Origin of the sequence: Coleofasciculus sp. E1-EBD-02, assembly GCF_040218245.1 — a bacterium.
Classification (GTDB): domain Bacteria; phylum Cyanobacteriota; class Cyanobacteriia; order Cyanobacteriales; family Coleofasciculaceae; genus Coleofasciculus.
In genome coordinates, this window is sequence record NZ_JAVJQN010000166.1 from 36,221 (window position 1) to 48,693 (window position 12,473).

The 12,473-nt window shown below is 44.9% G+C and carries 12 protein-coding genes; 6 read left to right on the top strand and 6 right to left on the bottom strand.

Going from position 1 to position 12,473, the window contains the following annotated elements:
• Nucleotides 1–26: 26 nt before the first annotated feature.
• Both RIC07_RS26650 and RIC07_RS26655 read right to left on the bottom strand, forming a co-directional pair.
• Nucleotides 27–890 carry a DUF4388 domain-containing protein gene (locus RIC07_RS26650; RefSeq protein WP_446397151.1) on the bottom strand — a complete coding sequence of 288 codons (864 nt, stop codon included), beginning with the start codon at nucleotides 888–890 and terminating at the stop codon, nucleotides 27–29.
• 209 nt (nucleotides 891–1,099) lie between these two features.
• Complete coding sequence (locus tag RIC07_RS26655) at nucleotides 1,100–1,459, bottom strand: response regulator transcription factor (protein ID WP_446397152.1); 360 nt, start codon at nucleotides 1,457–1,459, stop codon at nucleotides 1,100–1,102.
• Nucleotides 1,460–2,187: 728 nt separating this feature from the next.
• Here RIC07_RS26655 and RIC07_RS26660 point away from each other — a divergent pair.
• The 5 genes from RIC07_RS26660 (at nucleotide 2,188) to RIC07_RS26680 (ending at nucleotide 8,254) form a co-directional block, all read left to right on the top strand.
• Entirely contained in the window at nucleotides 2,188–3,561 is a 1,374-nt protein-coding gene (locus tag RIC07_RS26660) for an AAA-like domain-containing protein (protein WP_446397153.1), read from the top strand.
• Nucleotides 3,562–3,716: 155 nt separating this feature from the next.
• Nucleotides 3,717–4,436, top strand: coding sequence for a PEP-CTERM sorting domain-containing protein (locus tag RIC07_RS26665; RefSeq protein ID WP_446397154.1), 720 nt, complete (start codon nucleotides 3,717–3,719; stop codon nucleotides 4,434–4,436).
• Between the two features lie 410 nt (nucleotides 4,437–4,846).
• On the top strand, nucleotides 4,847–5,497 hold the full coding sequence (locus RIC07_RS26670; protein ID WP_446397155.1) for a PEP-CTERM sorting domain-containing protein: 651 nt from the start codon (nucleotides 4,847–4,849) through the stop codon (nucleotides 5,495–5,497).
• Nucleotides 5,498–6,129: 632 nt separating this feature from the next.
• On the top strand, nucleotides 6,130–6,831 hold the full coding sequence (locus RIC07_RS26675; RefSeq protein ID WP_446397156.1) for a PEP-CTERM sorting domain-containing protein: 702 nt from the start codon (nucleotides 6,130–6,132) through the stop codon (nucleotides 6,829–6,831).
• A 430-nt stretch (nucleotides 6,832–7,261) separates the two neighbouring features.
• Nucleotides 7,262–8,254 (top strand): GGDEF domain-containing protein, encoded by a 993-nt coding sequence (locus tag RIC07_RS26680; RefSeq protein ID WP_446397157.1) that lies wholly within the window; start codon nucleotides 7,262–7,264, stop codon nucleotides 8,252–8,254.
• Between the two features lie 17 nt (nucleotides 8,255–8,271).
• Here the strand turns inward: RIC07_RS26680 and RIC07_RS26685 are convergent, their stop codons facing one another.
• The 4 genes from RIC07_RS26685 to RIC07_RS26700 form a co-directional block, all read right to left on the bottom strand.
• On the bottom strand, nucleotides 8,272–8,970 hold the full coding sequence (locus RIC07_RS26685; protein ID WP_446397162.1) for an ATP-dependent Zn protease: 699 nt from the start codon (nucleotides 8,968–8,970) through the stop codon (nucleotides 8,272–8,274).
• A 285-nt stretch (nucleotides 8,971–9,255) separates the two neighbouring features.
• A complete protein-coding gene (locus RIC07_RS26690; RefSeq protein WP_446397158.1) occupies nucleotides 9,256–9,540 on the bottom strand; it encodes a hypothetical protein in 285 nt (94 codons plus the stop codon).
• Entirely contained in the window at nucleotides 9,533–9,709 is a 177-nt protein-coding gene (locus RIC07_RS26695; protein ID WP_446397159.1) for a hypothetical protein, read from the bottom strand. Before RIC07_RS26695 ends, RIC07_RS26690 begins: the two co-directional genes overlap by 8 nt.
• 368 nt (nucleotides 9,710–10,077) lie before the next feature.
• Nucleotides 10,078–10,959: a M15 family metallopeptidase gene (locus RIC07_RS26700; protein WP_446397160.1), complete on the bottom strand. Its 882-nt coding sequence runs from the start codon at nucleotides 10,957–10,959 to the stop codon at nucleotides 10,078–10,080.
• A 236-nt stretch (nucleotides 10,960–11,195) separates the two neighbouring features.
• Between RIC07_RS26700 and RIC07_RS26705 the strand changes: the two genes are divergently transcribed.
• The gene (locus RIC07_RS26705) at nucleotides 11,196–12,170 is read left to right on the top strand and encodes an AEC family transporter (RefSeq protein WP_446397161.1); all 975 of its coding nucleotides are present in this window, start codon (nucleotides 11,196–11,198) and stop codon (nucleotides 12,168–12,170) included.
• Nucleotides 12,171–12,473 lie beyond the last annotated feature (303 nt).

A 12,473-nucleotide genomic window follows, 5' to 3' on the forward strand; every position in this document is an offset into this window, starting at 1 on the left:
TCGCTCAACCCACCAACCTTAAGTCACTAAGACGCTTTAGGAACTAAAAATCCTAGTAAATGTTGCAGAAACGAATAACTCACAACTTCCCGATAGGAATCTTGGTATAACCCTGATGATTGAGACTCGATGGCTGGGGTATAGTCATCTTCTACCGCTAGAGACATCTCTTCCGCCAAACCGATCGCAATTAAGCGAAAAGCAATCTGCTGTACCGTTTTCAGGGGAAGCTGTAGGTATTGGGCGATGGATTTGAGAGACACCATGCAATCCGTATATGTCCAAACTTGCCACTCTAGGTCATTTAACGGAAACTCAGACTGATCTGTCCCTAAACTGGCTAAACCCATATCCGGATCAGGTAAGTGATCCGCCAAAGCATCCCAGCTAGGCAAATTTCTAAGTCCCATCAACGTGGCGAGTGTCGCCGATATACTCAAACCCGTCATTTCTATTGTCGGTAGCGGTACATTATGATCAAACCTAAAATGACCTGCTTTAAGTTGAAATGCATCACATAAGGGCTGGAGAACTTGAGCTTGGAATAGCCACTTGAGTTGTTGGTTGGTTAAAATACCTTGTTTTTTCAGATAAGAACCCAAAGGTTGATGCTTAGGACATAATCGGGTCAATTTAGCAAAGAGACTGGATGGACAGATATCCTTGAGCCAACGCTGTTGGGCAATTAAGGAGACTAAACCTTGATGATCTAACAAATTTGCCATTCCCACAAGCTGTCCCCGATATACCCAGAGATAATACGCTTGATTTGAGGACGTTTGATCCGTACCCTCAGGATGCAGCGTGAGTAAACCGCTTTGATGTCCGGTTTCCAGTAAGCAAAAAACTTGGGGTAGAGAAAAATCAGCAAGAGAACCTGTGATGCACATGATAATTGAAAGGGTTTTTAAGGGTTGACGTTAAATTTTTTAAAGTGTCATTTGTTATTTGTCATTTGTCATTTGTCATTTGTCATTTGTAATAGTTTGAGGACTATTTACAGAAGTTAATAGAGTTGGGTTTATTTCCAGCAACCTACTTATACAGCAGTTTCGAGATAAGCTTTACAGAATGCCACTCCTCCCCGAAGACGTTTGACTTAGCAACAGAGACAGTGGGATTGAATCCGTTCTAATAACTTTTGGAAACTAAAGGGTTTGAAAAAATAAGCATTAGCGTTGGCTTCATTCGTCAAGATTATTGGCAAATCTCGTTCTAAACCTGTCATTAGGAATATAGGCAGACGATAGCCATGATAACGCAATTTTTTACACAGACTTATCCCATCTAGTTGGGGAAGCTCGATATCAGAAAGTACCAAGTCATAGTCCGTGATTACTGCCCGTTCCCAAGCCGCTGCACCGTTTGTGACTACATCGACGATATAGCCTTCAAACGTGAGACATTCAAATAACGCTTCGGCAAAGTCTAAGTTATCTTCAACGACAAGGATTTTCATGATATCTAAATCCGTTTTCTAAATAAGGATAATGTTTCCGGGAACTCTCCCCGACAAATTAAGCTTTTCAGATCAGTGTTTATCGGTTAAGTTTTTCAGAGAAAATCCCTACGGTTCCGGTTAAATCCATTGAAGTTTTAGACGCCCGTTTGTCACGGCGATCGCTCCAGCTATGACGCCTTAACAATCACTCAAATCCAAAGCGATTTTTGGTTAATAGCTTTAGCCAAGAATGCGGATCAATACCAGCGACCTCTCTTCCAGCCTATCCCCGTTACACTGAGGAATAAATTTTATGGTGTTTCACAACCTACCATCTATACTTTTGATGATGCCAAATTTAATCTCTATCAACAATATATAAATTTGATATAAAATTTGTGCGGCTGAACGGCGAAGCTTTATCTAATCTTTAATCGCTGTCCCGCCAACTTTACAGACTCTTTAAATAAGAGGGTTGACAAACTCAATCGGATGTTGCAAATTTACCAATTTACCCAAATTTTCAGATTTTTCAATATATAAAGTTGATATCTTGGTCAGGGACAGGTCACCATTTATTCGCGTCTAGTTTGGCTTAATGCATAAAAATATATAATTGTCAATATACTAAACTGATAAGTTTAGGGAGTCATCCTCATCTAAATTTTATGAACTTATATGAATTGACAAGGCGTGACATGTCCTAAAACGGTAATAGTGCTACAGGCTGACAAGGCATAGATACGATGATTAAACAGGGGCATCGTCCAATTGACCAGGTATTGGAATGCATTGATACGTTCCTGGTTGCCAAGACCGATCATTCGCTGAGTTATATTCAAAAAGCGATTCTGTGGGCATCATGGCAGGATGAACCTAAAACCTATGACCAGATTGCCCAAGAAAATGGTTATTCTGCCAACTATATTAAGCAAGGTGTCGCACCAAAGTTATGGCACTTACTCTCAAACGCCTGTGGGGAAAAAGTTAATAAGACGAATTTTCGCTCGGTACTCGAACGAAGACTGTTTAGTGACAAGGGTTTGACAACGGCTAAGTCGCTGAAACCTAGGCAGTTTGTTCCCTTAGAAGTACCAGAGGGACAAGTTCCGTTGAATTCTATCTATTATATTGAGCGATCGCCTATAGAATCAGACGGCTGTCAGCAAATCCGCCAACCCGCCACTATCCTGCGTTTGGAGGGTTCTCAGCAGATGGGGAAAACGTCGTTAATGGCAAGAATTCTGGCTGATGCGAGTAAGCAGAACTATCGGACGGTACGATTAAGTTTAAATCAGGCAGAGAGTTCAGTGTTTAGTGCGATCGCGACTTTTTTGCGCTGGCTTTGTGTCAATGTGACACGACAGCTTCGGCTAGAACCGAAACTGGATGAGTATTGGGATGAAGCAATGGGCAGTTTGATTAGCTGCACGCTTTATTTCCAGGAATACTTGCTTGCACAAAGCGATCGCCCATTGGTTATTGCCATTGATGAAGTGAATCAAGTCTTCGAGTATCCGGCGATCGCGGCAGACTTTTTGGCATTATTACACTCCTGGCAAGAGGATACCAAGGATATCCCTGTCTTTTCCAACCTGCGCTTGGTGTTAGTTCATTCCTCTGAGGGTTATCGTTGGTTTCATACCTATCAATCCCTGTTGACTGTGGGGTTAGGGATTCAGTTATCCCCGTTTACTCGTGAACAAGTCTACGAGTTGGCAAAGCGTTATGGACTCTATTTATCATCCCAGGAACTGGATCAGCTTATGCGGTTAGTGGGAGGGTTTCCCTATTTGGTGCGTTTGATGTTCTATGAAATGGCAAAGCATCAGGTGAGTTTCAAATCGGTCGGAGAAACTGTAGCGACGGATACAGGAATCTATGGGAAGCACCTACATCACCACTTATGGAGGCTGCGCCAGTATCCAGATTTAGCGGTTGCTTATCAGCAGGTGCTTAAGGCAAATGATGCTGTAGAACTTGATCCAATCCAGATGGTGAAGCTGCACAGTTTCGGATTAGTGCGTTGGGTTGGCGATCGCGTGGTGGTAAGCTGTCAGTTGTATGAGGAGTATTTCCGCGATCGTGTCTGTAGATATCACTTCATCGAAACTTTATAGAAAGTTATTGATAGCTTTACATTCAGGCATTGCCAACAGCAGGAGTATTCAGTTAGCTTATTTGTAAGGAGAGGAAAATATTGTAATCCCTAAAAGTCTTCACTCTTCTTAAATTCTACAATTGCTTATTTGTTTACCCAACCGAAGGAGTTCCAATGAATAAAACAATCCTTGCTTCACTAGCCATGCTTCCTGTCGTTACAGCTAGTGTTTTTAGCACAGCTAGTGAAGCAAAAGCAGTTGCTTTGGTCGGAGAGTTCAGTATTTCTCCGGGAATAAACGTAACGGATACTGCACCTTTCGTACAAGTCACCAACGCTACTCTGTTTTCCGATCAGGTAAAATTCACACCTGATCCAGGAGCACTTCTTTTAACGAATCAATCTGGAACATTCTCTGCCTTCGACGCCGGAACAATCAAGTCAATTCCTTCTCCGCTTATCCCTAGCAATGGAGCAACGAAAGATAACCCATTGGTCAAAAACTTTTTAGATTTGGGAAATTTACCCTTTGGCGATGCCAGTATAACCGATGAAGAAGATGCATTTTCTCTGTTGAGTATCGGCGACTTTACCATTGAGGAAATGTTTGACCATGACAATCAATTCACGGGTACATCTATATCCTTGGGACTTTCCGGATTCTTCACCAGTGCAGAGGGGCAAATGTCCAATGGTGCAGGCACTATAACGTTCCAAAGTACCCTGAGAAAGTCAGGTGTTCAAGCAGCGCTTGCTTCCCCTGAAGGTTTAGATGCTAGTTTCTCTGGTGTGTTCATGAGTGCTTCTGTACCTGAACCCACAACCTTGGCTGGTTTAGGCTTAGTCGCGGGTTCTCTGATGCTGTCTCGCTCTCGCAAAAAGAAACAGGCGTAATATATGCTACACCAGAGGGGGGCGATATACCGTGTCCCTCTGGTATCGGGCAAAAGATAGCGCTTCTCAACGTGCGCTTATTGATCTTTAATTGATCTTGACAAAGTTTTGTTAGCTTAAGTAAAGCATCCACACACAAAGCGTGCAGTCACTGGTGTAGTATTAAAAATCTCTAACCCCTAGGAAGCGTTAATCCCAAGGAATCCCGCGATAGCAGGATGTCTCGCCTCCTTGGACAAAACTTCATGAAAACTTTACAGAAAGTTCATCATAGCTTTATGGATACTCCTAGACATGTCGAGTAGTATGAAGTTAGCTTAAGGAAAGAAAAGTAATCTGAATGTCAGAGTCTCACAGGCTCAAGACTCCTTAAGTACCACGCAATCGATCTGTCATTAGGAGTATATTTCATGAAAAAAGCAATTTTAGGTTCACTCGCTGTACTGCCCCTAGCGGCTGCTGGTGTATTGGCTAACGCTGGTGCAGCCAACGCTTTGAGTGGTGACTTTCAGCTCACTTCATTCGACACTCTAGCGAATATCACACAGGATTCGATCGACTTCTTCGATGACGACAGTCAGGTATTTGTATCAGCTGCAACTGATGATTTTGCTGCCTTCAATGCTGCAACCATCAACGACGTTGTCAGTATTGGTGGTGATATGGTAGACAATCCCTTCTTGGACTTGGGTGTGTTTAACTTTCCCGGTCTCGATCCATCCGTAACGGACGGAGACAATGTTTTCAACGTTACGGATGTCCAAGGTCCATTCAAATTTGTCGATGCGGCTGATGGCTCAACCCTATCTATCGGATTTTTTGGTGAGTTTGTTAGTGGTTCTGAAATAACCGACGGTTCAGGTAACCTAACTTTCCAAGTTCCAGATCTGGACGCAGAGGCGGCTGAAGCTGCCCTGTCCAATGGCGGGCTGAACAATGTTGCCTTCTCTGGCGCTTTCATTAGCGTTGAATCTGTTCCTGAACCTGCCACAATGCTTGGTTTAGGAGTAGTCGCTGGTTCCTTAGCTCTGACCCGCGCTGGCAAAAAGAACAAAGCTTAACACAAAAAGCTAGAGCCTTTGGCTCAAATACAAAAACATTGGGGACAACAAGACAAAGACCCCCAATTTTTTGTATATCCAGCTACCGTCAAACCTTGAGACGAATGATGCGATCGCCCCTTTGGAGAAAATGAAGGCGCGATCGCTTTATCGTTGGTGGCTCTCAAGGTGGAGAATCGTCAAATTGAACTTAAGAGTGATGACAGTCACACTGGCTGTAATACAATTAAGGTAGGATATTTACATTACTCAATATATATCATCTCCGACCTGCTGCATTGGGGTTGTAGCAACAGCAACTCCATTACAAACGAAATCGTATAGTCTCTTGACATACCCCAAGGGATAGTCACGGTATCAGACTCAGCAAGTGTTGGTTAGAAGTTGACATAGCGGTTGTAGTAAACACCCTCTAAGCTGTCCGGCTTGACTTCTATTATCTTATTGCCCAGACTTAGGCGAAGCTTCATGAAAACTTTGTAAAGAGTTCATCAAATCCTTACAGGGAACTATAGACAGCTTAAGTAACAAGACGTTAATTTGAGGAAAGGAAAATCGAAATATATCCCTGCTTCCCTTAGCAATCCCTCAGTTCCCTAAATTTTGCAGTAACAACAGGAGTACCCCATAGTATGAAAAAAGCAATTCTTGGCTCGTTGGCTACAATACCCCTAGTCGCTGCTGGTGTGTTGACTAATGCTGGTGAAGCAAACGCCATTGCGTTGACTGGTAAGTTTCAGTTAGCTTCTGGTGCGTTTGGTAGTGACCAAAGTATAGTCAAATTCAGCAAGAACTCCCTCACCTTTAGTCCCCAACCCGTCACTCCAGTTTCGATTACGAGTAGTGATCCCAGTTTTGAAGTATTCAATTCGGCAAACATAGGTAGTATTCTCTCGTTTACTCCCCTGTCAGCAGAGACTCCTTTTCTTGACTTGGGTAACACTCCAATTCCCGGTGTTGTTGGTTTTTTCCCAGGTGATGTAGACCCCATCACAGATGGCGAAAGTATTTTCACCCTGGAAACGGCTACCTACGATCTAAAAGATAGTGGTGCTAACGTAGCCGTAGACGTGGCAATTTCTGGATTCTTTACCAGTGCCTCTAACGATATCTCTGAAGGTCAGGGCAATATCACCTTCCAAATCAACAATACTACCGTTGATCAAGTTCAGGCAAAACTCGATGCAGATGAGACAATAGACGAGGATCTGAAATTCTCTGGTGCTGTGTTTACGGCAACCGAGGTTCCTGAACCCGGTACAATTGGCGGCTTGCTAGCTGTGGGTTCCCTGGGTATCGGTTCAATCTTGAAGCAGCTCAAACAAAAGAAGTAATCCTCTAACTCAGTGTGTTCCCAATAAAGGTTCCTCAGAAAGTGTTTCACTGACTGAGGTTTTGCCGTATTTATCCCCATCTGAATCGTTGATTTGGGTGGGGTTATATCATGTCCGGTGGAATACTTATACTGTTGGTGGAGACAAGGCAGAGGGCAGAAGGCTCCAAGGCACGATAAGTTAATGTAGAAGTCAGGAGAAATGGGTTATACTCGAACTCCTTATCGCATCCAATGCAGGGTGACAACCCTCAAGAGGTTCGCCGCAAGTTTCAGATGCAGCACATATACTACTGTTCTTAGCCCGAAAAACAGTCTACTCTAGATAGAGAGGGGAAATCCCCTGCCAAAGCTTCAACTTTTGGTAGAAAACGTTTTGAAATCAGGTGCACAGGGTCAATGTCTCAGCTCTTGTCGAGCTACATCCCAAAATGGACGCTTCTGTATTAATCGTGGGAAATCCGCAATTCCTTAAGACGTTCCTTGACCAGATTCGCACGATCACGTCTGGCAAGGTGGAGGCGTCTGCCAATCCAGAAGAGGCTCTGAGTAAGGTTCAAGCTAAACAATACGCAATTTTAATCGTGCAGGCAACCCAAAATGGGAGTTTGGAACTCTGTAAGCAGGTTAAAGAACAGCTACAGTTAAGCTGGACGTATTGCATTTTAATTAATGACCCGTCTTATTCCTTGAGTGAAGGCAAAGCCGCCGATCCGCGTCGGGAACAAATTATTTGTGCTGAAGCCCTAGAAGGCGGTGCAGATGCTTACTTACCCTTGACTTGCACCCCAACAGGAGATCCAGGAAGTGCATTGGCAGAATATCGGCTTCTGAAAGCCCATATCCTAGCCGGATGGCGCAGTGTGCAGTTCTACCAAAAACTGCTGCAAACCAATGATGTTCTCTCCACCTTGGCTCTGGCTGATCCCTTAACCGAACTGAATAATCGTCGGGCGATGGAATGGGAGTTACCCCGGCAAATCCAAAATGCCCGCACCTACATCACGGATCTGAGTGTGATTATGATGGATGTGGATCATTTCAAATCCGTGAATGATACGTATGGACATCAAGTTGGCGATCGCGTTTTGCAGTTGCTCTCAACCCGACTCCAGCATAATCTGCGCCTACAGGATACGTTGTTTCGGTATGGCGGCGAAGAGTTTTTAGTGGTTCTTAATCAAACCAATGGCGAGGAAGCTAAAATTGTCGCCAAACGCCTGCGATATCAGATCAACGAGCAACCGTTTAATGTAGATGGTACGATCGCGATCGAGATTACGATTAGCGTTGGCATTGCTTCTCTCAAGGCTTCAGATGACCACAAAGGCGAAAGCCTGGTCAAACGGGCGGATCATAATCTTTTGCGTGCTAAAGCCAAAGGAACTAACCAGGTGCTTTACAGTGATGACACACTTTATTAATGTAAAGGCTTAACATGCTACGTCTCTGCATGGTGGTAATGATCTTGAATCAAACGGTAGCAATCGCCTACGGATGTCCGTTCTGCCATAGCTTTAACAAGGGCTTCGTAAGCCTCCCAGTTATCCTGTAACATCGTTTGAGCTTGCAGCATCGCCCAACGCTGTTTGGTGGTAAATTCACCAACCGGACGTTGAAATAATCTCAAAGCCTCTTTTAATTTTTGGCAATCGTCGATTCCTCCCTCCGCTTCACCATAAACCAGGGTTTCCGCCGCAATTCCCGCCATCCATACGGTACAGAATCGATCCAGAGTCAATCGCATTTCGCCAATGGCAAGGGGATTCGGTGAGAGTTGCTGAGTATCAAATTGCACGCCACCTAAACCCGCACCCGGTTGTCCCTGCTTCAAGGCTTCCCAGGCTGTCAGCGTATAACCCCTGATCGGAATCCCCAACAGGTAAGCCACCAGAAAATGACCCGCTTCATGATGCAGAATGCGATCGCGATAGTCACTGCGCCTCTGGGCTAACCAATCTAATAGTACGGTTGTACCTTTACCTTGAAAGCTGAGAGTATCTACCGTAACTAATCCTAAAATTCCAAATGTTGCCAAGGCGGGAATCGCTGGCGGAATATTAAAAATTGGAGTCAGTAGAGCGGAAAGGGTCATGCCAAAGATACCAATGGCAATTACATTGAGAGTGGTTTGCTGCATCATTTGATATAAAAGTGCGTTTTGTTGAGGGTTGATTTTAAAATTTTAACGGTTTACCCTTGACAAGATTTGCTTCTAGTGATATTAGGAACTTAGCATTTAAATTAGAGCGGATTTGATTGATAGGTTATCGGTGACAAGCTCAAGGAAGTCTTTACGTTATAGTACTACGAAGATACGTTAGGACATTTCCCTGTTGCCTGTTGCCTGTTGCCTGTTGCCTTTTCACTTAATGTTATTGTCCTAACCTCAATGCGTAGTGCTATATGATATTGAACTTTTGATTCACCGATTTAATAGAGACTCAATTAATTTGATCAGCTTTTCCACAGCTTGCTGGTGTTCGAGCAAATTGTCCCTAAGCCAACGTAACTCTTCAGCAGTAGGAGGTGGAGCATCGGATTCACATAACAATTTTGCCGCCTCAACCAGAGTCGCAGAATCCATTAACGTCCAACCCTTCTGAGTTTGGGCATTCCGGCGCAGCTTTTCCTCTATCCTAGTATGAGCAACACGCCAGTCCTCTTCAGGAATAGTATCATCTTGCTGAGTGATCGGATTATCAGCCATGACTGGATAACTCCCCAATTATGCGTTTTAGTCTTTCAATCTCTTGTTCCAGCTCCGTGATCCTTTCTGCATCTCGACCCACCTGATCGACAATCGTTTCAATCAGTCGGTTCAAGGAACGAACCTGCTGTTCTAACTCACAAATCTTTGCTTCACAATCTTGCGACACAGCACCCTAAACAAACCTTTTAGGTAGTATAGCAGCTACCTTGACAGGTTAGGACATTCTTTACTGTTCCCCATTCCTTCCTGTTCCCTCTTGGATAAAAACCCATACAAAATAGGGCTTGCTGAATAGTTTTGTGGGGAGGTAGGGAGCAGGGGAAGCTGGGGAAGCTGGGGGAGCAGGGAAAGCAATGATAGATTTTCCTTGATAGTGGTGCAAGGGTATGAAAGGGTTTTACCTTATGTCCTTGAAGATGAGCCAATGTCTATGCTACTCAAAGCATTGATGGGCTTTGCGGTTTCGGATTGGTGCAGCAAGCTCAAAATAGCGAGCGAGACGCTCGCACTACTACAACAACCTTTCCCGGTTCTCTATTCCCGGTTCTCTATTCCCGGTTCCCTTGTACTAGAGTCATCTTCTGGTTCTGAGGACGAAGGAGACGGTTCGGAGTCAGGACGATCCAAATGTTGGGCTTTGTAGAAAGTTTCTAAACTATCTGGATCACCAACAAAGCGCCAGTGCCATGGTTCATAACTCACACCTTGGGGATTTCCTTTGGGAAAGGATAACTCAAAGCTATAGTACGCGGCATTCTTTTCCAGCCACTTAAACGCCGCCGTATTTTCAAAATTGGTGTTCAGATTTGTGGCGGGTGTTCTGCCATCGCCAATATCGACGGCATAACCGGTGTGATGTTCGCTGTAACCGGGAGGCGCACTGACTTCAGCCCGTTGTGTCGCCACTTGTCCCCGTTGGGCTTTGATGTCAAAAAAGAGATGCTGCTGTTGTTGCTGAGTACGATAGCCGGATATTGCGACTAATACGATGCCATCGGCTTGAGCGGCTGCCCTCATCGCTTTAAATTTCTTCGCCGCTGCTTCCCGGAGTTGAATCCGACCATCTGAAGTAATGGGTTCGAGTTCAGATAGGGGAGCTTCTTCGTAGGGGAGGTGTCCCAGAAGATTATCAACGTCGTTCTCACTCTCACTCTCTTCTGGAGTAGCTGGGGTGGAGGTATCCGTTGTCGTAGGTTGTGGGGAAGCCGTAACCGTTTGAGGGGATTGTGAAGTGGACGAGGATAGGATTAGCGCCAAAACGATCGCGCCGCCTCCTAATACTGCCAGGATAATTAGAAACGGCTGCAACCGCGATCGCTTTCGGGTGTCGGGTGTATCCCTGACGGCTACGGGAATATCCTCCTCTGTTGATTCGGATAGGTTGACGGGTTCTCCTGGAAAATCGGGGGTATTCAAAACTCCACTCCTGAGCGTACTACTGATACTGTCATTTGGCTTAAGTTTAATGGCACTAAATAAGCATTTTGGAATTGCCAAAACCCTTGATATCCCGTAGGGTGGGCAATGCCCACCAGCCTTAATTCAGTGTCATTCGGCTAAAGGTTGGCAACTTCACTTATGTAGTCTGTGCCAATTTCTTTTCTTGGAGACTGACTTATCATCAAAACCGTTGTCTGTTTGATCATTATCTAATGCCCAGCCTAGATCCAGAGCGTTTACGACCCTTGTTCCAACTTTACCTCCAGCTAGGGGGTGGTGTGCTACTCGGATGGGTATTAGGACGTTTAATGCCCCGGTGGGTACCAACCTTTATTGGTCAATTTCTATTCTGGATTGGAGTTCCTGTCAGTATTATTACGTTTCTGCGGGGTGCGGATCTATCGGGAAAAATCTGGATTGCTCCGATCGCGGCTTGGGTGGCGATTTTGTTGGGTGCAGGATTGGCTTGGTTTTGGATTAAGGGTGGCGGGAAGTTTGCCGCGAATAAAGGCTTGACAAATGATACTCCATCTGGGTGGACTAAACCGACTCAAGGGAGTTTCTTGCTGGCGTCGATGGTAGGAAATACAGGGTATTTGGGGTTTCCCGTTAATCTAACCTTGTTGGGAAAAAACTATTTCGGTTGGGCGCTATTTTATGACATGCTGGGAACGTTACTGGGCGCTTATGGTTTAGGGGTAGTATTAGCGGCACGTTTTGGTCGGGGTGAGAAGAGTCATGGGCAGTTAGTGCGATCGCTGGTAATTAATCCGGCGCTGTGGAGTATGGGCATCGGATTGGCGTTGCGTCAGGTTCCGTTACCAGGATGGCTAGAAGAGGGAATGGAAAAATTTGCCTGGAGTGCGATCGCGCTTTCACTGGTTCTGATTGGTATGCGCTTGAGTCAGTTGGCGTCTTGGCGCAAAGTTAAACAAGCGGGGGTAGGTCTGGGCATTAAAATGTTACTGATTCCTTTGGTATTAGGTATGGCTTTATCACAGTTTGGCATAGTTGGTAAGCCGCAATTAGCGATCGTCCTGCAAATGGCAATGCCACCAGCCTTTGCCACCTTAGTCATTGCGGAAGTGTATGAACTTGATCGCGAGTTAACTGTGACAGCACTGGCGGTTGGTTCGATAGGACTTTTACTTACCTTACCGATTTGGTTACTTTTATTTGGGGCGTAGCCTAACCTCGTTAGCCTCGTTCCCAAGTCTGAGAAGGGAATGTCCTTGAGGATGCTCTGCCTGTTGATCTTATGTTGAATGGTACTGAAATTTTGGCTGGTGGGCAATGCCCACCCTAAGGTATAGCAAGGGTTTCGGCAATCCAAACCTGCACGCTTTTCAGGGTAAAGAACTGTAACCAAATCTCTATAGACATCTACGCAAACCTAATCAAAATGCATAGCTATAACCATCCTTACGGTGAATCGGTGTGCAGTAATCCAATCGGGTTGACCTCCTTTTCTTGTCGATAACGAACTCGCC

Coding starts and splice junctions, on each gene's coding strand:
- RIC07_RS26650 (WP_446397151.1), bottom strand. CDS start 890: ATGTGCATCACAGGTTCTCTTGCTGATTTTTCTCTACCCCAAGTTTTT.
- RIC07_RS26655 (WP_446397152.1), bottom strand. CDS start 1,459: ATGAAAATCCTTGTCGTTGAAGATAACTTAGACTTTGCCGAAGCGTTA.
- RIC07_RS26660 (WP_446397153.1), top strand. CDS start 2,188: ATGATTAAACAGGGGCATCGTCCAATTGACCAGGTATTGGAATGCATT.
- RIC07_RS26665 (WP_446397154.1), top strand. CDS start 3,717: ATGAATAAAACAATCCTTGCTTCACTAGCCATGCTTCCTGTCGTTACA.
- RIC07_RS26670 (WP_446397155.1), top strand. CDS start 4,847: ATGAAAAAAGCAATTTTAGGTTCACTCGCTGTACTGCCCCTAGCGGCT.
- RIC07_RS26675 (WP_446397156.1), top strand. CDS start 6,130: ATGAAAAAAGCAATTCTTGGCTCGTTGGCTACAATACCCCTAGTCGCT.
- RIC07_RS26680 (WP_446397157.1), top strand. CDS start 7,262: ATGGACGCTTCTGTATTAATCGTGGGAAATCCGCAATTCCTTAAGACG.
- RIC07_RS26685 (WP_446397162.1), bottom strand. CDS start 8,970: ATGCAGCAAACCACTCTCAATGTAATTGCCATTGGTATCTTTGGCATG.
- RIC07_RS26690 (WP_446397158.1), bottom strand. CDS start 9,540: ATGGCTGATAATCCGATCACTCAGCAAGATGATACTATTCCTGAAGAG.
- RIC07_RS26705 (WP_446397161.1), top strand. CDS start 11,196: ATGCCCAGCCTAGATCCAGAGCGTTTACGACCCTTGTTCCAACTTTAC.